Here is a 20,613-nt window from a genome sequence, read left to right on the forward strand (position 1 = left end):
CCAGGTTCCTGTTGACGGATAGAGTAACGGCGCCGAGAAGTTTCCCCGGCGCCAAAACTGTATGAATAAACAGGAGTGTAACGAATTTAATCAGGTTTTGCACCTGCACCTTACCGTGTTTTGATAACCAGACGGTTACTCTGTTTGACTTCTTCCATCACGACGTAAGTACGGGTGTCATTCACCCCCGGTAAACGCAACAGAGTTTCGCCCAACAGCTTACGGTAAGCTGACATATCCGGCACACGGGTTTTCAACAGATAGTCGAAATCACCGGAAACCAGATGACACTCCTGAATTTCTTCAAGCTTTTGCACCGCAGAGTTGAATTGCTCAAACACATCCGGCGCACCGCGGTTCAACGTGATTTCCACGAAGACCAGCAGGGAAGCATCCAGATAATGCGGGTTAAGCAATGCGGTATACCCATGAATAAAGCCTTGACGCTCAAGACGGCGCACACGCTCCAAACAAGGGGTTGGGGATAACCCCACGCGCTTCGAAAGTTCGACGTTCGAAATGCGCCCATCCTTCTGCAACTCATTAAGGATGTTGCGATCGATACGGTCAAGATCTTTACCCGGGCGTTTTTTAGTATCTACCATTATTATTGTCTCTCTTATGTTCTTCCCTGCACTTGCCACACCCTAGCCAACGTCAATGTGCAAGGATTGGTTCCAAGCGAAGACCCGATGCCTGTGTTCAGCGGTTCATTCCCCCAAGGGGAACAAGATACGTAATATCAACCGCCCTTGTGCTTCTCGTTCCTACCATCTTCCGTCGTTGCCCAGCCCGTCTGTCACCTCCGGGCAACGAATTCAAATGATTTACGTTCAGAAATCCATCAACCGCCGCCAGGGCAAACCCTCCCTCACCCATCGCGCCCCGGCAATATTCTACCTGGGTGGCGAAAATGCCTACGATTTGCTGCTGGCACGGGGTTAATTTCTTCTTCACTATGATGTTTTCGCAAATGCGCAGCGGATTGTCAAAGCAAAAGAAGTAAAATCAGTAGAACGTACCGCCAGTAAAACTGAGCACCTGATTTTTTATCAAGAATTTCCTTATTCAAAACCGGGTAGTTATCCACATAAACCCGACAAAAACCGCATTTTTGACCCATTGCTGTACAAAATTATCGCTGCCATTACCCCGCCCTGCCCAAGGATAAAATATCGGCTAATAGGCGCGGGTTATCAAACAAATCGGTAACAACATCTCCTGGCGCTTTTTTTACTGCCGCATTTTCCCTACAATCGGTTTCATTGTCCGCCATTGTGGTAAACGAGGTTATTCATGGGCACGGCTAAACATAGCAAATTATTGATCCTGGGCTCTGGCCCGGCTGGCTACACCGCAGCGGTTTATGCTGCGCGCGCGAACCTGAACCCGGTATTGATCACCGGTATGGAGCAAGGCGGTCAGTTGACCACCACCACCGAAGTCGAGAACTGGCCAGGCGATGCCGAAGGCTTGACCGGCCCGGCGCTGATGGAGCGGATGCGTGAGCACGCGGAAAAATTCGACACCCAGATCGTGTTTGACCATATCAACAGCGTCGATCTGCAGAACCGTCCTTTCCGCCTGTTTGGTGACAGCGGTGAATATACCTGCGATGCCTTGATTATCGCTACTGGGGCATCGGCCCGTTATTTAGGTCTGCCATCGGAAGAGGCTTTCAAGGGCAAAGGGGTCTCTGCCTGTGCCACCTGCGATGGTTTCTTCTATCGCAACCAGAAGGTCGCCGTGGTCGGTGGGGGCAACACCGCCGTGGAAGAAGCGCTGTATCTGTCGAATATCGCCTCTGAAGTTCACCTGGTGCACCGCCGCGACACTTTCCGCAGCGAAAAGATCCTGATCAATCGCCTGATGGAAAAAGTGAAGAACGGCAACATCATCCTGCATACGGACAGCACGCTGGACGAAGTGTTGGGCGATCAGATGGGCGTCACCGGGATGCGGTTACGCAGCACCAAAGATGCAGAGCAAACCAAAGAGTTAGAGCTTGCCGGCGTATTTATCGCGATCGGTCACAGCCCGAACACCGCGATCTTTGGCGGGCAGCTTGAGCTGGAAAACGGCTATATCAAGGTGCAGTCCGGTATTCACGGTAACGCGACCCAGACCTCCATTCCCGGTGTATTTGCCGCAGGCGACGTCATGGATCACATTTACCGCCAGGCAATCACTTCAGCCGGAACGGGCTGTATGGCCGCACTGGATGCCGAACGCTATCTCGACGGTATCGCGCAGGCCGAAGTCAAATAACTCTTCAGCGACAAACGTTTCCGAGGCGGCCAAGTGGCCGCTTTATTTATTTCCAGCCCAGCCTGTACCGAAAACGTCACTATGGCCTGAATTTTGAAAGGAATTTGGAACCGCAGATATTCCTCATCCGGTTCACTACTTAGCTACAGTGCCAGGCGGGCGCAGCATGCGGCGCCCCTGCGGTCGAACATGTGCGATTCCTACCAATTCAACAACGTTGCCACTTTGCCATCAGTCTCATATTTATTTCACGTCTACCGAGTGACGAGGTAACATTAGCGTTCACTTGTCTTATTTCCCGCTGAGACAAACACTTTTTTAACAGTACGTTAACCACGCCTGCTACAACAGGCATCGGCGACGCAGACACCTGATGAAAAAAACCAGACAGCACCAGTTAACCCGTTGGCTCAAAACACAGAGTACGTTGGCGCAGCGTTGGCTGCGTTTATCCATGCTGTTAGGTCTGGCAAGCGGCATTTTGATCGTCGCTCAGGCCTGGCTGTTGGCCTCCCTGCTCCATGCGCTGATTATTGAGCATCAACCCCGTGGCGAACTGGTTTCGTCGTTTATCGGGTTGGCCGCCACCTTTGCCTTGCGCGCCTTCCTGAGCTGGTTGCGCGAACGGGTCGGCTTCATCTGCGGGCAGGTTATTCGCCAGCGTATGCGTGCACAGGTAATGGATAAGCTGCAACAGCTTGGCCCCGCCTGGATCCAGGGCAAGCCCGCCGGGAGCTGGGCCAGCATCATCGTTGAGCAGATCGAGGACATGCAGGATTACTATTCCCGCTATCTGCCACAAATGTATCTGGCCGTGTTTATCCCGGTGCTGATCCTGATCACCGTCTTCCCGATCAACTGGGCGGCCGGATTTATCCTGTTGGCGACCGCCCCGCTGATCCCGCTGTTTATGGCGCTGGTCGGTATGGGGGCAGCCGATGCCAACCGCCGTAACTTTGTCGCGCTGGCACGGCTCAGCGGCAATTTCCTCGATCGCCTGCGCGGCCTGGATACCCTGCGCCTGTTTAATCGCGGCCAGGCGGAAACCGATCACATTGCCAAATCCTCGGAGGATTTCCGCCAGCGCACCATGGAAGTGCTGCGCCTGGCCTTCCTCTCTTCCGCCGTGCTGGAATTTTTCGCCTCGATTTCCATCGCCGTGGTGGCGGTTTATTTTGGCTTCTCCTACCTCGGTGAACTGGACTTTGGCAGCTACGGCACTGGCGTAACGCTGTTTGCCGGTTTTCTGGTGCTGATCCTGGCACCGGAGTTTTTCCAACCGCTGCGCGATCTGGGTGCCTTTTACCATGCCAAAGCCCAAGCGGTAGGCGCCGCCGAAGCGCTGGAAACCTTCCTGGCTGCCGAGGGTGAACTGGTTGGCAATGGCACCCAAATGCTTAATAGCGAAGAACCACTGACCTTGCAGGCTCAGCAGTTGGAAATCCTCTCGCCGAATGGCGTAGTGCTTGCGGGGCCGCTTGATTTTACCTTGCCTGCCAACCAGCGCATTGCCTTGGTCGGGCTTAGCGGTGCCGGGAAGAGTTCGTTGTTGAATCTGCTGCTGGGCTTTCTGCCCTATCGGGGCTCGTTGCTGATCAACGGCATCGAACTGCGCGAGCTGGCTGCGGTCAACTGGCGTCAGCAACTGGGCTGGGTGGGGCAAAACCCCCATCTGCCAGCCCAAACGTTGCGGGACAATATTTTGCTCGGCTACCCGCAGGCCAGCGAGGCCCAATTGCAGCAGGCCGTCGAACAGGCTTACGTCAGTGAATTCCTGCCGCATTTGCCAAAGGGGTTGGCAACCGATCTGGGCGATGGCGCTGCCCGCCTTTCCGTTGGGCAAGCTCAGCGTGTGGCCGTAGCGCGAGCGCTGCTCAGCCCCCGTCGCTTGCTGTTACTGGATGAACCTGCGGCCAGCCTGGACGCCCACAGCGAACGTTGGGTGATGCAGGCGCTGAATGCCGCATCCCATCAGCAAACCACGCTGTTGGTCACACACCAGTTGGAAGATACTGAAGATTATGACCAGATTTGGGTGATGGACAGCGGCAAAATCGTGCAGCAGGGCAACTATGCCACGCTCAGCACCCAGCCCGGTCTGTTTGCCAAACTGATTGCACACCGCAGCGGGGAGCTATAATCATGCGCGTTTTGCTGCCATTCCTGGCGTTGTATCGCCGCCACACGTTTCTGATTTTACTGGGTATTGTGCTGGCTATCGTCACCCTGCTGGCCAGTATCGGCCTGCTGGCGCTGTCCGGCTGGTTCCTGGCTGCCTCTTCGCTGGCCGGGCTGGCGGGGTTGTATACCTTCAACTACATGCTACCGGCCGCTGGCGTACGGGGCGCGGCAATCTTCCGTACCGCCGGGCGTTATGCAGAACGGGTCGTCAGCCATGACGCCACCTTCCGCGTGTTGTCCCATCTGCGGGTATTTACCTTCCGCAAGATCCTGCCGCTGTCACCAGGTGGTATTGCCCGCTTCCGTCAGGCCGAGCTGCTCAACCGCCTGGTTGCCGACGTCGATACGCTCGATCACCTCTACCTGCGCGTTATTTCGCCGATGGTCAGCGCTGCGGTGGTGATTATGGTAGCCACCTTCGGCCTCAGTTGGCTGGATGTTCCGTTAGCCCTGACGCTAGGCGGAATTTTGTTATTGCTGCTGCTGGCCGTTCCGCCAGTCTTCTATCGCGCAGGTAAGCCCATCGGGGAAGCGTTGACCCTGTTACGCAGCCAGTACCGTACCGACCTGACCGCCTGGCTGCAGGGGCAGGCCGAACTGGTGGTGTTTGGCGCGCTGGACGGTTTCCGGCAGAAGCTCAATGTAACCGAACAGCACTGGCAGAGCCGTCAGTGGCAACAGGCTTCGCTAGGGGGGATCGCCCAGGCGCTGATGATCCTGGCAAGTGGCCTCACCGTCACGCTATTGATGTGGCTTGCCGCTGCGGGGATCGGTGGCGATACCCAACCCGGGGCCCTGATTGCCCTGTTTGCCTTTGCCGCCCTGGCCTCTTTTGAAGCCATGATGCCCGTCGCCGCCGCGTTCCAACATCTGGGCCAGGTAATCGCTTCGGCAACCCGGGTCAAGCAGATCATCGATCAGCAACCAGAAGTCACCTTCCCTGCCAGCGGTCCAGCCTCACAGCCGGGCGCAGCGCTACAGTTGAGCGAGGTATCCTTCACCTATCCCGACCAGCCGCTACCGGTGTTGAACAACGTGACGTTGAACATCGCCGCTGGAGAGCATATCGCGCTGTTGGGCCGTACCGGCTGTGGTAAATCGACCCTGCTGCAATTGCTGACCCGCGCCTGGAATGCCGACGCTGGCCAAATCCTGCTCAACGAGCAACCACTGGCCAGCTATGATGAATCTACGCTGCGCGCCATGACTACGGTAGTGGGCCAACGGGTGCATATCTTCAGCAGTACCCTGCGTGAAAACCTGCGTATCGCCGCACCTGCGGCCAACGATGAGGCGTTAAACCTCGCACTGCAACAAGTCGGCCTGGATAAGCTGCTGGAAAACGAGGGGCTGAATGCCTGGCTGGGTGAAGGTGGCCGCCAGCTTTCCGGTGGTGAGCAACGCCGTCTGGGCATTGCCCGCGCCCTGCTGCATCAGGCACCGTTACTGTTGCTGGATGAGCCAACCGAAGGGCTGGATGCCGAAACCGAGCAACAGATCCTGGCCCTGCTCCGCCAGCATTGCCGGGGCAAAACGTTGATTCTGGTGACTCACAGACTCTATGGGCTGGAACATTTCGATCGCATCTGCGTGATGGACGGCGGCAGTATCGTGGAACAGGGCAGCCACGCAGCACTGATGCGCCAGCCTGGCCGTTACGCCCAATTCCGCCAACGTATCAGTAATCTATCGCTGTAAAACCGCCCGTGGGCGATGCTGAGAGGTTTTATGCGCATTGTTAAGCTGTCATCGCAATCCGTGGCGTTTCCTTCACCTGAGGCCGCCCTGCGCGATCCTAACGGTTTGCTGGCCATTGGCGGTGACCTGACGCCTGCGCGGCTGCTGGCAGCCTATGAGCGCGGGATCTTCCCCTGGTATTCGCCCGGGGAAGCCATCCTCTGGTGGTCACCGGACCCACGGGCGGTGCTGTTCCCAGCGCAATTCCATGCCAGCCGCAGCCTCAAGCGATTCCTGCGCAACCCGCCGTTCCGCATTACCCTTAATCATGATTTTGCCGCCGTGATCGCCGCCTGCTCATACCGCCCCGATGAAGGCACCTGGATCGGCGAGCAGGTGCAGCAAGCCTATTTACAACTGCATCACCTCGGGCACGCCCATTCCATTGAAGTATGGCAGGGGGAAGAGCTGGTCGGCGGCCTGTATGGTGTCGCCCAGGGAGCTCTGTTCTGCGGAGAATCGATGTTCAGCCGCACCACCAACGCTTCAAAGTGTGCTTTATGGGCGTTTTGCCGCCATTTTGCCGGTTATGGTGGAGAATTGGTTGACTGTCAGGTGCTTAACGCTCACACTGCCCGGCTTGGAGCGAGAGAAATTCCCCGCCGCCAATTTTTGCAGCAGTTGAGCAACCTTCAGCGCAGGGTGTTAGCGCCGGAATGCTGGACAGCGCAAGTCATACCCCCACAGCTGGTTGAACTGCCCTCCCAAACTGACTAATTTTGTGGAATCGGTGCATTGTTCACCGACACTCCTTTACATAATGTGGGTTTTTCGGCATTATCTTGCCGGTTAAAAACTAAGGTAGTTAGACCTAGAGGATTCGATGGCCAAAGAAGACAATATTGAAATGCAGGGCACCGTTCTTGATACGCTGCCGAACACCATGTTCCGTGTTGAATTGGAAAACGGGCACGTGGTTACCGCTCATATCTCCGGTAAAATGCGCAAAAACTATATCCGCATCCTGACGGGTGACAAAGTCACTGTAGAGCTGACCCCGTACGACCTGAGCAAAGGCCGCATTGTCTTCCGTAGCCGTTAATCGGCTCACCCGTCGCCAGCCACTGGCGACACCGAGGATGTGATCCCTCAAAAGAGCCCTTTCCGTTTACCCCCGCAGCAACGTTCTCCACCGAGTTGTGTTGGCGCAGGTAAACTGAGAGGGCTCACTCATTTTGTTGGAGGCGAACATATTCGCCCCGACCTGGTTCAATTTCGTAGTCCGTGAAATTCACGTATAAAAAAAGCGATGCCAAGGCATCGCTTTTTCGTTACCAGCCTACCGCTTAGTGCACCGCACCTTCATCCGCTTTACGCTTCTGGGCGCTGAGGAAGTGGTAAGTCAGCTGTTTCTTGTCTGCGTCCAGCTCGACTTTCACCGAGCCGCCGTCAACCAGAGAGCCAAACAGCAGTTCGTTGGCCAGCGGTTTTTTCAGGCTTTCCTGCATCACACGCGCCATTGGACGAGCGCCCATCGCACGGTCATAGCCTTTCACCGACAGCCAGTCACGCGCTTCGTCGCTCACTTCCATCGACACGCCCTTGGCATCCAGTTGTGCCTGCAGTTCGACGATAAACTTGTCGACCACCTGCTGGATCACCGCAGGAGACAGGTGGTTGAACCAGATGACGTTGTCCAGACGGTTACGGAATTCTGGCGTAAACACCTTCTTGATCTCGTCCATCGCGTCGATGCTGTTGTCCTGTTCGATCAGGCCAATCGATTTGCGTTCCGTTTCACGTACCCCGGCGTTGGTGGTCATCACCAGGATCACGTTACGGAAGTCTGCTTTACGGCCATTGTTATCGGTCAGCGTTCCGTTGTCCATCACCTGCAACAGCAGGTTGAACACGTCCGGGTGCGCCTTCTCGATTTCATCCAGCAATACTACCGCGTGCGGATGTTTGATCACCGCATCGGTCAGCAGGCCGCCCTGATCGTAGCCGACGTAGCCCGGAGGCGCACCAATCAGACGGCTGACGGTATGACGTTCCATATATTCGGACATATCAAACCGCAGCAGCTCAATATCCAGCGCCTTCGCCAACTGCACGGTAACCTCGGTTTTCCCCACCCCGGTCGGCCCGGCGAACAGGAAGGACCCCACCGGCTTGCGATCCTGCCCCAGACCGGCACGGCTCATCTTGATCGCTTCGGTCAGCGCCTCGATGGCCGGATCCTGGCCAAACACCAGCATTTTCAGGCGATCGCTCAGGCTTCTCAGCACGTCGCGATCGCTGGCGGAAACGGTTTTTTCCGGGATACGCGCAATGCGTGCAACCACGGATTCGATATCCGCCACGTTGACCGTTTTCTTACGCTTGTTCACCGGCAGCAACCGGCTACGCGCACCAGCCTCATCGATCACATCGATCGCCTTGTCCGGCAGATGACGGTCGTTGATGTATTTCACCGACAGCTCCACCGCAGCACGTACCGCTTTAGCGGTGTAACGCACGTCATGGTGCGCTTCGTACTTGGTTTTCAGACCGTTGATGATCTGAATGGTCTCTTCCGGCGTCGGCTCGGTAATGTCTATTTTCTGGAAGCGACGCGCCAACGCACGGTCTTTTTCGAAAATATTGCTGAATTCCTGATAGGTGGTGGAGCCAATCACCCGGATCTTGCCGCTCGACAGTAGCGGTTTGATCAGATTGGCGGCATCCACTTGCCCACCGGAAGCCGCACCGGCACCGATGATGGTGTGAATTTCGTCGATAAACAGGATGCTGTTTTTATCCTGCTCCAGCTGTTTGAGCAGCGCTTTGAAGCGTTTCTCGAAGTCGCCACGGTATTTGGTACCCGCCAGCAATGAGCCAATATCCAGCGAGTAGAGCGTGCAGTCTGCCATCACCTCTGGCACGTCGCCCTGCACGATCCGCCAGGCCAGCCCTTCGGCAATGGCGGTTTTACCTACACCGGATTCCCCCACCAGCAGCGGGTTGTTTTTACGGCGGCGGCACAGCACCTGAATGGCGCGCTCCAGTTCACGGTCACGGCCAATCAGCGGATCAATACCGCCGACACGGGCCAGTTGGTTGAGGTTGGTGGTGAAGTTTTCCATACGGTCTTCCCCTCCAGGCTGCTCTTCGTTTACCGGGTTTTCCGCATTAGGTGCCTGGCCCGGCTCATCTTTACGTGTACCATGTGAAATGAAGTTCACCACGTCCAGACGGCTGACGTCGTGTTTACGCAGCAGGTATGCCGCCTGGGACTCCTGTTCGCTGAAGATCGCCACCAACACGTTGGCACCGCTCACTTCGCTCCGGCCGGAGGATTGCACGTGGAATACCGCACGCTGCAGCACACGCTGGAAGCTGAGCGTCGGCTGGGTGTCGCGCTCCTCTTCGCTGGTGGGCAGCGTTGGTGTAGTTTGTTCGATAAAGGCTTCCAGCTCCTGACGTAACGCGGCCAGATCCACCGTACAAGCCTCGAGCGCTTCGCGCGCGGCAGGGTTGCTGAGTAACGCCAGCAACAGGTGCTCCACGGTCATAAACTCATGTCTGTGCTCGCGCGCTCTGGCGAAAGCCATGTTGAGACTGAGTTCCAATTCTTGATTGAGCATAGGCACCTCCCCAATAGATTGCCTTTTCAGGCTTTTTCCAGCGTACAGAGCAACGGATGCTCATTCTCCCTTGCGTACCGGTTCACATGGACCACCTTGGTTTCCGCGACCTCGGCGGTGAAAACACCGCAGATCGCCTTGCCTTGATAGTGGACCGTGAGCATCAGTTGCGTTGCACGTTCAATATCATAAGAAAAGAACTTTTGCAGAACGTCAATCACAAATTCCATCGGTGTGTAATCGTCGTTGTTAAGTATAACTTTATACATTGACGGCGGTTTTACCGCATCGATTTGTTTTTCTTCGGCCAAGTGCTCAATATTTAGCCAATCGTTGCTATTGCCCATCGCTGCTCATCTTCTCTGCCATGCCTCAGTATATGGGGCCATGTTCGGGTTATTCAAACGGGGTTATCAAGACTATTTTACCATCTTCGCGGTTAGCGTGCCGCAGCACAACGCGATTAATCCCCCCTGTCGCAGCCATAATTTGTTACCAAACCATGTCAATAGCGTTAACTACTTCAAACTTTGGTGAACTGCCCGACGCGCTCATTGGCCGATCCCTTGACGTGTTGATCATTTGCTCTAGAGTGTAATTTTGTGAGTTGTTGGTCTTTTGACCAGTGAGTGCTCACCTGGATCAGTTATTCATCTCATCTTAAAAATAGCATTGCGAGGGATGTAGCAACATGGAGACGGGTACTGTTAAATGGTTCAATAACGCCAAAGGGTTCGGTTTTATCTGCCCGGAAGGCGGCGGTGAAGATATCTTCGCGCATTATTCAACAATTAAAATGGATGGCTACCGAACGTTGAAAGCGGGCCAGCAGGTCAGGTTCGACGTGCATCAAGGGCCGAAAGGGAACCACGCGAGCCTGATCATGCCACTGGAAAGCGAGGCAATGGCCTAAACGCCCCCCTTCAGCCACTTCTGCACAGCCAATTCAAAATGCCAGCCGCCGTACGACTGGCATTTTATTTTTATTGTTACTCACGCGCCAGGGCGTCAATCGGGTTCAACCGTGCAGCGCTGCGTGCTGGCAGATAGCCGAACACCACGCCAATACCGGTGGAACACAAGAACGCACTCAGCAAGGCCACCGGCGGGAAGCTGATCTGCCAGCCCGGCATCGCCAATTGCACCAGCAGGCCAATCGCGAACGACAGCGCGATCCCCAATGCGCCCCCCACCAGGCACACCAACACCGCCTCGATCAGGAACTGTTGCAGGACATCGCCAGAGCGCGCCCCCACCGCCATACGAATGCCGATTTCTCGCGTCCTTTCCGTTACCGAGACCAGCATGATATTCATCACCCCAATCCCACCAACCACCAGCGAAATCACCGCCACCAGGGTCAGAAACAGTTGCAGCGTACGGGTGGTTTTCTCCGCAGTTTGCACCAGGCTGTCCATGTTGTAGGTGAAGAAGTCTTTCTTGCCGTGGCGCAACGTCAGCAACCGCGTCAACTGCTGTTCCGCCTCCTGGCTGTTGTAGCCATCACGGATACGCACGGTGATCGAGTCAAAATAATCGTTGCCCATCAGGCGATTGGCCATCGTGCTATAGGGCACCCATACGCTCAGCGTCTTGCTGCTGCCGAACATCGACTGCTTTTCCTGCGCCACACCAACCACCGTGGCTGGCATATTACCGATCAGGATCACCTCACCCACCACGTTTTTTTGATGCGGGAACAGCCGCCGCTGGGTATTGGCGTCGATCACCACCACCTGTGCCTGGGATTGCACCTGCAGGGTATCGATACCGACCCCCTGGGAAAGCGCCATGCCGTAAACCCGAAAATATTGTTCACTGACGCCTGCGACGTTGGCGGCCACATCAATATTGCCAAACCGCAGCCGCATGCTGCTGCTGATATTCGGCGAAAGCGCACTGACATAAGGTTGCTCACGCAACGCGCTGAGATCGCCATACTTCAACGCCTGGCGGAAGCTGGGATCGTCATCACCAAAATCTTTGCCAGGATAGACGTCCACGGTATTGGTGCCGATGGATTTGATGTCTGCCAGGATCATCTGCTTGGCCGCGTCGCCGATCACCAGGATCGAGACCACCGAGGCAATGCCGATGATGATCCCCAGCATGGTTAGCGCCGTGCGCATCTTGTTGGCCGCCATAGCGCGCCAAGCCATCACCAACGCCTCACGGAAACGCCCTGCCATCTGCTGCCAGGAAGGCGCTGGCGTAGCCATATCCAGCAGCTTGGCCTGCGGGTTTTCCTGCGCCTGTGGCCGAGAGTCGGCGATGATTTCCCCGTCGCGGATCTCGATAATCCGCTCCGCCTGCTGTGCTACCGCCGGATCGTGCGTGACAATAATCACCGTGTGCCCCTGCTCGCGCAGTTGCTTGAGGATCGTCATCACCTCTTCACCAGAATGGCTGTCGAGCGCACCGGTCGGTTCATCCGCCAGGATCACCTGGCCACCGTTCATCAAAGCCCGCGCAATACTGACACGCTGCTGCTGCCCCCCCGAAAGCTGGCTTGGCCGGTAGGTGATACGTTCCCCCAGCCCCAGACGTTGCAGCAAGGCCGCCGCCCTTTCGCGCCGGGCAGCCTTGCCCAGCCCGGCATAAACCGCAGGCACCTCCACGTTATGCGCCGCACTCAGATGGGGTAGCAGATGATAACGCTGGAAGATAAAGCCAAAATGCTCGCGCCGCAGTTGGGCCAGCGCATCGCCATCCAGCGTTGCCACGTCCTGCCCGGCTACGCGGTAAGTTCCGGCGCTGGGCTTGTCCAGGCAACCAAGAATGTTCATCAGCGTCGATTTACCGGAGCCGGAAGCCCCCATAATCGCCACCATCTCACCGGCATCAATGCGCAGACTGACGTTTTTCAGCACGTCTACGGTCTGATCGCCGGAGAGGTAGCTGCGCCGGATATCACTCAGTTCTAACAGTGCCGTCATCAGCTGGCCTCCGCGCCGCCACGGCTGACGATAACCTCTTCACTGGCCTGCAATCCGCTGACAATCTGCACATCCACATTGTTGCGAATGCCGATCGTGACTTCCCGCTTCTCTTCCTTGCCCTGATTCAGCACCGAAATGTGGTAACGGTTATCGGCGATCTGATCCCCCAATGCCGCCAGCGGGATCACCAGCGCATCGCTGACGCCAGCCAGCTGAATATGCACCTGCGCGGTCATTTGCAGACGCAGCAAACCCTGTGGGTTTGGTACTTCGAAACGTGCGTAATAGAAAATGGCGTTGTTGACCTTTTCTGGCGTAGGCTGAATGTCTTTCAGCACGCCGTCAAAACGTTTGCTCGGATCCCCGAGTACGGTAAACCAGGCTTTCAGCCCCGGCTTGAGGTGGATCACGTCCGCCTCGGAAACCTGGGCCTTCACCAGCATGGTGCTCATGTCTGCCAACGTCAGAATGTTGGGCGCTTGCTGCGCGGCGATCACCGTCTGACCCTGCAAGGTGGTGATCTGTACCACATCACCGTCCATCGGCGCTTCGATACGGGTATAGGTCAGATTGATCTTGGCGGTATCCAGGCTGGCCTGATTTTTGGCAATCTGCGCTCTGGTGGTTGCAACCTGCGCTTTTTTTACCGCCAGCTCGGTGCTGGCCTTATCCAAATCCTGGCGCGACACCGCCTGCACCTTGGCCAGTTCGCGGTTACGCTGCAAGGTCACCGCCGCCAGTTGCTGCTCCGCCAGTGCCTGTTGCAGCTGGGCTTGCAGTTCTTGTAGCGTGGCTTCGCCTTCACGAATGCTGTTTTGCGCCTGCTGAGGATCGATAATGCCGAGCAGTTGGCCTTTTTGCACCTTATCGCCAATCTCAACCTTCAGACTCTCGAGTTGTCCGCTGACCTGGGCCCCCACATCAACCTTACGCACCGCGTCCAGTTGGCCGGTTGCCAATACGCTTTGCTCCAGATCGCGTTTAGCCACCTTGACGGTTTTAAACTCCACCGGGGCCGGATGGCTAAAGCGCCAATAAGCCACAATGGCAAGCACCACCAGAACGGCGCACACCAGCAACCCGCGTTTTTTACCTTTGAATAACCACATTAATTCTGTTCCTACCTATTTCCTGTCGTTCTCAGGCTGCCAACCATGGCAACTCAAGTAAATTATCATGTTGCATTTCCGATAACTAAACCCAGGCTCAACGTATTTCGAGCAATGCAATTTTGCCATGCTGTATTGAACTCCTGTTTAGTAAAGCCTTGCTGAAATGGTCATTTAGACACAGACCAGGATTTCATCATGTCTCAGCTCAGCTATCCACTCATATCGGCCAAACCGGCCAGCCAACTGATGACGGCACTGATCAATGGCGAGAAAGTGCCCAGCAATGCCTGGAAAAAAACGTCATTCCGCCTTAAGTTTCTTGGCCGTTCGCTGCTCTGCTGGCCCACGACTCGCAGCCTGCTCAATACGCTGGCCGCCAACCCTCGACTGGATGAGATTTTACGCGCACAGCCCAATCTGCCATGCAAACTGCATCGCCCCTATCTGGCGAACAACATGAGCCGTATCGACCGTCTGTTTGCCCTGCGCGATCACTACGATCTGCTCGCCCAACGCATGCCGCTGAAGATGCACCTCGGCCAGCTGGGTAGCCATCCCTTTACCTTAAGCCGCGCACAGGACAAAAATGGTGAGCAGATCTGCCTGCAACTGGCATCTCTGGACCACTTGAATAAAGAGGGTGAAACGACCCTGCTGTTACGCAATAGCCAAGGGGTCATGCTAGCTGAAATGACCTTCACCTTGATGAATTACCAGCAACAACCCACGCTATTTATCGGCGGTATGCAAGGCGCCAATTGCGCGGTGCCGCACGCTGAGATCCAGAATACGACCAAAGCCTGCCACGGCCTGTTTCCAAAACGCCTGGTGTTGGAAGGCATTTGCCAACTGGCCCAACAGTTGGGTATCCGGCAGTTGATCGCGGTAGGCAACACCACCCATATTTACCAAAACTGGCGCTACCACCACAAAAAGAAAAATCAGCTGCATGCCGATTACGATCAGTTCTGGCTTTCCATGGGCGGCAAGCAACTCGATAACGGCTATTTCCTGTTACCCGAGCGCATTAGCCGCAAGCCGATGGAAACCATCGCCAGCAAAAAACGCGCGGAATATCGCCGCCGTTACCAGTTACTGGATGAGCTCCAACAGGGGATTGGCAAACACTTTTCTTAGTCCGCCCGGCCCCGCGCCAGCCACATCACACGGGAGAACATTTTCTTCAACAGCGGTGGCACCGAGTCGGTGCCCCACGCCCCGGCCTGCATGGCCACTTCAATCGCCAGGTCGGGTTTGGAAGTGTGATGCACCGCTTTGAGGATCACCTTACGCACCGGCATCTGTACCTTTAACGGGATCGAGGCCACCCGATGATAGACAGGGCTGAATCCCTCCCGATACATGAAGTGTTCCATATCCGGTGCAGGCAGCGCGGTCAGGCGATCGCGCTCGTTATCTTCATGGTTATCCAGCATGCTGCGCACGGTATTGGCGTATTTCTTGCCGGCTTCGTCGCCATCCACCAGAGCGTGCCATTCAATGCCCATGCGCCGGGCAAACTTCAGCAAGGGTTTCAGCCCGCATTGGGCAAACTCAATGACCCGCACACCTTCGGACTCGAAACGATAGCCACACTGGCGCGCCAGTTCGTTGAGCAGCCAGACCTCGGTTTCCCCTTCCACCAGCAGCCAGCAGCGGGCAAACAGCGAGGCAGGCCGGTTAAAGCGGATGTGGAACGCGATGCGCCGCCCGTCCTCCGCACTTAGCCCCTTAGGCCCAAGGCGATAGGTGGCAACCCGGGCCGATTCGCGCACCAGGCGGCAAATATGCTCCACCGGCACCAGCGACACCAGTTCGCTGGAGTTGGTGGTGGTAATGCGCTGCAACGGCATCTGGTTGAGCAATCCCCAGGCCACCGACAGCATGATGGGATGCAGGCGCGTTTCCGGGTCTTCTACCAGCAATAATGGCCGGGCATGGGGATCGAGTTTTACGTTGCCCTTGGCCTGCAGCAACGTAGAGAACATCCCCAGCAGGATCAGTCGCATGCTGCGGCTGTTAGGTTCGGCTATCATGCGGTTGATGCTGTCCAACGAACGCCACGCCTGCTGTTCCGGCGGCTGACGATGGCGACGAGGCCCCGCAACCTGTGAGCCTTGCTCGGCAAAATAGTGTTCAAGCAACTGCTGCATCGCCGCTAGCCCCTGCCGCAGTTCGAAGTTGGTCAGCTTTTGCGGATTACGCACCAGTTCACGCGTCAGTTGATCCAACTGCTGTGCCAGGGCTTCGTTATCGGCAGGGAGGCGATCGCTGAGTGAGCTGGGCCGCAGGCGGCGGATAAAGCGCGCATCACGCAGCCGCAGCACCGGATGAATACGGATCAGGGCGTGTACCAGTTGATCGATATGGTGCAGGTGCAAGGCGTTGCCATCGGCATCAAGAAAACGCCGCCAGGTACATACCGTGCCATCATCATCTAATTCCCCTTCGCAGCAGTAGTGAATGCGGCTCAGGTTATCTTCCCCCTTCGACCACAGCGGCGAAAGATGGCGATAGCGCGGCAGATGCGCATGGCCGGTATCCTTTTCGCAAAAGGTGAAGATAATCTGCAAATGACGATCTTTGGCCGCCTCATCGCCTGGCGGGAAGTAGAAATCCTTGGCTTCAAAGCGGTACAGCGTCTGTTCGGGGGCCAGCAAAAAGGTCATGGCGTCCAGCAGGCTGGACTTGCCCCAGGCATTTTCCCCGAGTAGCACGGTATTATCATCCAGCGTCAGTGAAAGCCGGTTGATACCGCGGAATCCTACAATCTCAATACGCTCCAGGTACATCTGCTGACTCCTTTATTCGCCTGATACCTTGAGGATGAGCAATAAAGCCATTGCAGGTCAAGCAGACATTGTCACAGCGTGCTGCAAAGCGCGTAAATCCGCCACTTTACTCCTTAGCCCATTTTGGTTAGCGTGTTAGGTTTGCCGTACTCTCTCCAGATTAAAGGACGCTAGTTTCACATGTACTCAGGACTGCTGATTATATTGATACCGCTGATCGTCGGTTATCTTGTCCCCTTGCGTAGCGTCACCCTGATCCGGGCCATTAACCGCCTGCTGAGCTGGATGGTGTATGTGATCCTGTTCATTATGGGGATCAGCCTGGCATTCCTGGAAAACCTCAGCAGTAATCTGCTGCTGATCTTTCAGTATACCCTGGTGTTTTTTCTGTGTATTTTCTGCGCCAATCTTCTGTGGTTATCACTGTTTGAACGCCACCGCCCCTGGCACAGTACCCACAAGCAAGAAACCTTGCCCTCGCGCCTGCATATGGCATTGGAGTCTCTGAAACTCTGTGGAGTGGTGATTGGCGGCTTTGCCTTGGGCCTCACCCAGTGGCACTGGCTGCAATTTGCCGGTCAAGGTAGTGAATACGCCCTGCTGTTTCTGCTGCTTCTGGTAGGTGCGCAGCTACGCAACAGTGGGATGACGCTGCGCCAGATTGCCCTCAATCGCCGTGGCATGATGGTCGCCGTGGTGGTGGCGATCAGTTCGCTGGTGGGTGGTGCCGTGGCCGCACTGCTGCTGGGGCTGCCGCTGAAAGCGGGTTTGGCAATGGCTTCAGGCTTTGGCTGGTATTCCCTTTCCGGCATCCTGATCACCGACGCCTATGGCCCAGTGATGGGCAGCGCCGCCTTCTTCAACGATCTGGCGCGTGAGCTGGTGGCGATCATGCTGCTCCCTACGCTGGTGCGTCGCAGCCGCTCCTCTGCATTGGGTTTATGTGGTGCCACTTCGATGGACTTCACGCTGCCGGTGCTACAACGCAGCGGCGGGATAGAAATGGTGCCTCCGGCCATCGTGCACGGATTCTTGCTGAGCCTGTTGGCTCCGGTGCTAATCGCCCTGTTCTCCTGACGTCTACGGGCGCGGTTCGCCGTGCCCGTAGAGCAAAACGTAATAATTCCCATCCGCACGCCAACTTGTTCTAAATCAAACTTTGTTAACGTTGTTTCACAAAAGCCTTTTTAAGGTTGCGTCATCGATCTATGCTTAAAACAAGCATTATAAATGCAACTTTAAAAAAGGAAGCGATTATGTTCTGTGTGCAATGTGAACAAACCATCCGGACACCAGCAGGTAACGGCTGCTCCTACGCTCAAGGGATGTGCGGCAAAACGGCAGAAACCTCCGACCTGCAGGATCTGTTGATAGCGGCGCTGCAAGGGCTATCTGCCTGGGCCCTGCAGGCGCGTGCATTAGGCATTATCGATCATGATGTCGACAGTTTCTCCCCACGCGCCTTCTTCTCTACGCTGACCAACGTTAACTTCGATTCCGAACGCATTATCGGCTACGCACGTGACACCATTGCCCTGCGTGACTCGCTGGCGGTTCGCTGCCGCCTGCTCGACGCTAGTGTACAAGTCGATCACCCGTTGGCCCAGTTGCAACTGGCCGGCAACGATATGCCTGCGCTGTTGCAACAGGCTGCGCTGTTTGCCCTCAATAAAGATAAAGCCGAGGTAGGCGACGATATCCACGGCCTGCGTATGCTGTGCCTGTACGGCCTGAAAGGGGCCGCCGCCTATATGGAACATGCCCATGTGCTGGGCCAGTTCGACAACCAGATCTATGCCGACTACCACGCCTTCATGGCCTGGCTGGGCACCCAACCGAGCGATCTGGACACCCTGCTGAACAACTCGATGGCCATCGGCAAAATGAACTTCAGCGTGATGGCGATTCTGGATCGCGGTGAAACCGGCGCCTTCGGCGATCCGCAGCCGACTACGGTCAACGTGCGCCCGGTAGCAGGCAAAGCGATCCTGATTTCCGGCCACGACCTGAAAGATCTGCGCTTGCTGCTGGAACAGACCGCAGGCACCGGCATCAACGTGTATACCCACGGCGAAATGTTACCGGCCCATGGCTATCCGGAACTGAAAAAATTCCCGCATCTGGTAGGTAACTACGGCAGCGGCTGGCAGAATCAGCAGACCGAATTCGCCAAATTCCCGGGTTCGATCGTCATGACCTCCAACTGCATTATCGATCCGAACGTCGGCAATTATGGCGATCGTATCTGGACGCGCAGCATCGTTGGCTGGCCTGGCGTCAATCATCTGGAAGGGGATGATTTCAGCACCGTGATCGCTCAGGCGCAGCAGTTGGCTGGCTTCCCTTACAGCGAGATTGAACAGTTGATCACCGTCGGTTTTGGCCGTCAGGTTCTGCTCAGCGCCGCCGACACCGTGGTTGACCTGGTAGTTCAGAAAAAGTTGCGCCACGTATTCCTGGTGGGTGGCTGTGACGGCAGCCGTGACGAACGCAGCTATTTCACCGATTTTGCCCGCAGCGTACCGCAAGATTGCCTGATCATGACGCTGGGGTGCGGTAAATACCGCTTCAACAAGCTGGACTTCGGCACGCTGGAAGGGCTACCGCGCCTGCTGGACGTTGGCCAATGTAACGACGCCTATTCCGCCGTGATGCTGGCAGTCAAACTCGCCGAGAAAGTCGGTGGCACGGTCAACGATCTGCCGCTCAGCCTGGTGCTGTCGTGGTTCGAGCAGAAAGCGATCGTCATTCTGCTGACGCTGCTGTCGCTAGGGGTGAAAAATATCGTCACCGGCCCAAGCGCCCCGGCGTTCCTGACCGACAATCTGTTGGCGGTGCTGAATGAAAAATTCGGCCTGCGTTCGGTCACCACCGTAGAGCAGGATATGCAAACCCTTCTCGGCTAAGGCCGTTGTTCCGGGGCTGCCCATCGCGGCGGCCCCGTTTGTTTTGAGGTGCCCTATGAGCCAACCCAGCCCACTTTGCCCCAACCCGATGCAGGTGCACTCCCTGCACCAGGAAACCGCCGACGTCTGGACGCTGAACCTGATCAATAACGACTTTTATCCTTATCAACCCGGTCAGTTTGCGTTGGTCAGCATTCGCAACAGTGAAGACACGCTACGTGCCTATACCCTCTCCTCTTCACCCGGCCTGAGTCCTTTTATCAGCATCAGCGTGCGTTGCCTGGCGGATGGCCTCGGCTCACGCTGGCTGACGCAAGAGGTCAAACTTGGCCAAACACTTTGGCTATCAGACGCCCAGGGAGAATTCAGCTGCGTGCAACACCCCAGCGATCGCTACCTGATGCTGGCTGCCGGCTGTGGCGTCACGCCGATCATGTCGATGTGCCGCTGGCTGCTGGTGAACAAACCGCAATGCGATATCCGAGTGATCTTTAACGTCCGCACCCCTGCCGATGTCATTTTTGCCGAACAGTGGCAACGGCTATGTGCCGCCCATCCACAATTGCAACTGACCTTGATGGCAGAGCAGGATGCGCAGCCCGGTTTCCTGTCTGGCCGCATCAATGAGCAAGTGTTGCAACAGGCCGCGCCGGATATCGCCTTACGTACCGTGATGACCTGCGGCCCGGCCCCTTACATGCAACAGGTTGAGCAGCTTTGCCTGGGACTCGGCGTCCCCACTGCCAACTTCCACCAGGAACAGTTCCACACCTCGGCAGAGCAGGATGATGGGAAAAGTGAACAGTTAACATTGCGCATCGGTCAGCCGCTGCGTGAATTCCGCGTGCCGGTCGGCAGCACCTTGCTCGCCGCTTTAGAAGCCCATAAATTACCGGTCAATGCCGCCTGCCGTGCTGGCGTTTGCGGCTCGTGCAAAACCCGTATTATCGATGGCCAATACACCACCACCAGCACCATGACGTTAACCCCGGCGGAAATCGAACAGGGCTACGTGCTGGCCTGTAGTTGCCAGCTACAAAGTGACGTCACCCTCGCCTGAAGCTTTGCCCCATCTTCCCGATGGGGCACATATCGATAAGCGTATCCCCTAA

Annotated in this window: 17 protein-coding genes; 11 read left to right on the forward strand and 6 right to left on the reverse strand. The window is 56.2% G+C overall.

Going from position 1 to position 20,613, the window contains the following annotated elements; translation table 11 throughout:
- Positions 1-110: 110 nt before the first annotated feature.
- Positions 111-605, reverse strand: a complete 495-nt coding sequence (gene lrp, locus ABIE29_RS19855) for a leucine-responsive transcriptional regulator Lrp (protein ID WP_021804943.1) — start codon at positions 603-605, stop codon at positions 111-113.
- A 217-nt stretch (positions 606-822) separates the two neighbouring features.
- Here lrp and ABIE29_RS19860 point away from each other — a divergent pair, with 217 nt between their 5' ends.
- From ABIE29_RS19860 to infA, 6 genes are all read left to right on the forward strand, one after another.
- Positions 823-945: a hypothetical protein gene (locus tag ABIE29_RS19860; RefSeq protein ID WP_429620577.1), complete on the forward strand. Its 123-nt coding sequence runs from the start codon at positions 823-825 to the stop codon at positions 943-945.
- A gap of 351 nt (positions 946-1,296) precedes the next feature.
- Positions 1,297-2,268 carry a thioredoxin-disulfide reductase gene (gene trxB, locus ABIE29_RS19865; RefSeq protein WP_429620579.1) on the forward strand — a complete coding sequence of 324 codons (972 nt, stop codon included), beginning with the start codon at positions 1,297-1,299 and terminating at the stop codon, positions 2,266-2,268.
- 373 nt (positions 2,269-2,641) lie between these two features.
- Positions 2,642-4,408, forward strand: a complete 1,767-nt coding sequence (gene cydD / locus ABIE29_RS19870) for a heme ABC transporter permease/ATP-binding protein CydD (RefSeq protein WP_429620582.1) — start codon at positions 2,642-2,644, stop codon at positions 4,406-4,408.
- A 2-nt stretch (positions 4,409-4,410) separates the two neighbouring features.
- On the forward strand, positions 4,411-6,147 hold the full coding sequence (gene cydC, locus ABIE29_RS19875; RefSeq protein ID WP_429620584.1) for a heme ABC transporter ATP-binding protein/permease CydC: 1,737 nt from the start codon (positions 4,411-4,413) through the stop codon (positions 6,145-6,147).
- Positions 6,148-6,177: 30 nt separating this feature from the next.
- The gene (aat, locus tag ABIE29_RS19880; RefSeq protein ID WP_429620586.1) at positions 6,178-6,903 is read left to right on the forward strand and encodes a leucyl/phenylalanyl-tRNA--protein transferase; all 726 of its coding nucleotides are present in this window, start codon (positions 6,178-6,180) and stop codon (positions 6,901-6,903) included.
- A gap of 106 nt (positions 6,904-7,009) precedes the next feature.
- On the forward strand, positions 7,010-7,228 hold the full coding sequence (gene infA / locus ABIE29_RS19885) for a translation initiation factor IF-1 (RefSeq protein ID WP_002211347.1): 219 nt from the start codon (positions 7,010-7,012) through the stop codon (positions 7,226-7,228).
- A 244-nt stretch (positions 7,229-7,472) separates the two neighbouring features.
- Here the strand turns inward: infA and clpA are convergent, their stop codons facing one another.
- Both clpA and clpS read right to left on the reverse strand, forming a co-directional pair.
- On the reverse strand, positions 7,473-9,752 hold the full coding sequence (gene clpA, locus ABIE29_RS19890) for an ATP-dependent Clp protease ATP-binding subunit ClpA (RefSeq protein ID WP_024529873.1): 2,280 nt from the start codon (positions 9,750-9,752) through the stop codon (positions 7,473-7,475).
- Between the two features lie 26 nt (positions 9,753-9,778).
- A complete protein-coding gene (gene clpS / locus ABIE29_RS19895; protein WP_021804950.1) occupies positions 9,779-10,099 on the reverse strand; it encodes an ATP-dependent Clp protease adapter ClpS in 321 nt (106 codons plus the stop codon).
- A 344-nt stretch (positions 10,100-10,443) separates the two neighbouring features.
- On the opposite strand from clpS, the gene cspD reads away from it, so the two are divergent.
- Positions 10,444-10,665, forward strand: coding sequence for a cold shock-like protein CspD (gene cspD / locus ABIE29_RS19900; protein ID WP_021804952.1), 222 nt, complete (start codon positions 10,444-10,446; stop codon positions 10,663-10,665).
- Between the two features lie 76 nt (positions 10,666-10,741).
- Here cspD and macB read toward each other — a convergent pair whose 3' ends face one another.
- Positions 10,742-12,688: a macrolide ABC transporter ATP-binding protein/permease MacB gene (macB, locus tag ABIE29_RS19905; protein ID WP_429620592.1), complete on the reverse strand. Its 1,947-nt coding sequence runs from the start codon at positions 12,686-12,688 to the stop codon at positions 10,742-10,744.
- Positions 12,688-13,800: a macrolide transporter subunit MacA gene (macA, locus tag ABIE29_RS19910; RefSeq protein ID WP_429620594.1), complete on the reverse strand. Its 1,113-nt coding sequence runs from the start codon at positions 13,798-13,800 to the stop codon at positions 12,688-12,690. Before macA ends, macB begins: the two co-directional genes overlap by 1 nt.
- Before the next feature lie 198 nt (positions 13,801-13,998).
- Between macA and ABIE29_RS19915 the strand changes: the two genes are divergently transcribed.
- Positions 13,999-14,940 (forward strand): VirK/YbjX family protein, encoded by a 942-nt coding sequence (locus ABIE29_RS19915; RefSeq protein WP_429620596.1) that lies wholly within the window; start codon positions 13,999-14,001, stop codon positions 14,938-14,940.
- Here ABIE29_RS19915 and ABIE29_RS19920 read toward each other — a convergent pair.
- A complete protein-coding gene (locus ABIE29_RS19920) occupies positions 14,937-16,595 on the reverse strand; it encodes an ATP-dependent endonuclease (RefSeq protein ID WP_429620598.1) in 1,659 nt (552 codons plus the stop codon). The genes ABIE29_RS19915 and ABIE29_RS19920 overlap by 4 nt on opposite strands.
- A gap of 180 nt (positions 16,596-16,775) precedes the next feature.
- On the opposite strand from ABIE29_RS19920, the gene ABIE29_RS19925 reads away from it, so the two are divergent.
- From ABIE29_RS19925 to hcr, 3 genes are all read left to right on the forward strand, one after another.
- Positions 16,776-17,672: a lysine exporter LysO family protein gene (locus ABIE29_RS19925; RefSeq protein ID WP_429620600.1), complete on the forward strand. Its 897-nt coding sequence runs from the start codon at positions 16,776-16,778 to the stop codon at positions 17,670-17,672.
- A gap of 179 nt (positions 17,673-17,851) precedes the next feature.
- Positions 17,852-19,501: a hydroxylamine reductase gene (gene hcp / locus ABIE29_RS19930; protein WP_429620602.1), complete on the forward strand. Its 1,650-nt coding sequence runs from the start codon at positions 17,852-17,854 to the stop codon at positions 19,499-19,501.
- 55 nt (positions 19,502-19,556) lie between these two features.
- A complete protein-coding gene (gene hcr, locus ABIE29_RS19935) occupies positions 19,557-20,561 on the forward strand; it encodes an NADH oxidoreductase (RefSeq protein ID WP_429620604.1) in 1,005 nt (334 codons plus the stop codon).
- Positions 20,562-20,613: the final 52 nt, after the last annotated feature.

Source organism: Serratia sp. 2723 (assembly GCF_050434425.1).
Taxonomy (GTDB): Bacteria; Pseudomonadota; Gammaproteobacteria; order Enterobacterales; family Enterobacteriaceae; genus Chania.

Excerpts from the sequence above, each read along its gene's own strand:
- trxB (WP_429620579.1), top strand. The coding sequence starts at position 1,297 with ATGGGCACGGCTAAACATAGCAAATTATTGATCCTGGGCTCTGGCCCG.
- clpA (WP_024529873.1), bottom strand. The coding sequence starts at position 9,752 with ATGCTCAATCAAGAATTGGAACTCAGTCTCAACATGGCTTTCGCCAGA.
- clpS (WP_021804950.1), bottom strand. The coding sequence starts at position 10,099 with ATGGGCAATAGCAACGATTGGCTAAATATTGAGCACTTGGCCGAAGAA.
- infA (WP_002211347.1), top strand. The coding sequence starts at position 7,010 with ATGGCCAAAGAAGACAATATTGAAATGCAGGGCACCGTTCTTGATACG.
- cydD (WP_429620582.1), top strand. The coding sequence starts at position 2,642 with ATGAAAAAAACCAGACAGCACCAGTTAACCCGTTGGCTCAAAACACAG.
- cydC (WP_429620584.1), top strand. The coding sequence starts at position 4,411 with ATGCGCGTTTTGCTGCCATTCCTGGCGTTGTATCGCCGCCACACGTTT.
- hcr (WP_429620604.1), top strand. The coding sequence starts at position 19,557 with ATGAGCCAACCCAGCCCACTTTGCCCCAACCCGATGCAGGTGCACTCC.
- aat (WP_429620586.1), top strand. The coding sequence starts at position 6,178 with ATGCGCATTGTTAAGCTGTCATCGCAATCCGTGGCGTTTCCTTCACCT.
- hcp (WP_429620602.1), top strand. The coding sequence starts at position 17,852 with ATGTTCTGTGTGCAATGTGAACAAACCATCCGGACACCAGCAGGTAAC.
- macA (WP_429620594.1), bottom strand. The coding sequence starts at position 13,800 with ATGTGGTTATTCAAAGGTAAAAAACGCGGGTTGCTGGTGTGCGCCGTT.
- ABIE29_RS19860 (WP_429620577.1), top strand. The coding sequence starts at position 823 with ATGATTTACGTTCAGAAATCCATCAACCGCCGCCAGGGCAAACCCTCC.
- ABIE29_RS19925 (WP_429620600.1), top strand. The coding sequence starts at position 16,776 with ATGTACTCAGGACTGCTGATTATATTGATACCGCTGATCGTCGGTTAT.
- ABIE29_RS19920 (WP_429620598.1), bottom strand. The coding sequence starts at position 16,595 with ATGTACCTGGAGCGTATTGAGATTGTAGGATTCCGCGGTATCAACCGG.
- ABIE29_RS19915 (WP_429620596.1), top strand. The coding sequence starts at position 13,999 with ATGTCTCAGCTCAGCTATCCACTCATATCGGCCAAACCGGCCAGCCAA.
- cspD (WP_021804952.1), top strand. The coding sequence starts at position 10,444 with ATGGAGACGGGTACTGTTAAATGGTTCAATAACGCCAAAGGGTTCGGT.
- lrp (WP_021804943.1), bottom strand. The coding sequence starts at position 605 with ATGGTAGATACTAAAAAACGCCCGGGTAAAGATCTTGACCGTATCGAT.
- macB (WP_429620592.1), bottom strand. The coding sequence starts at position 12,688 with ATGACGGCACTGTTAGAACTGAGTGATATCCGGCGCAGCTACCTCTCC.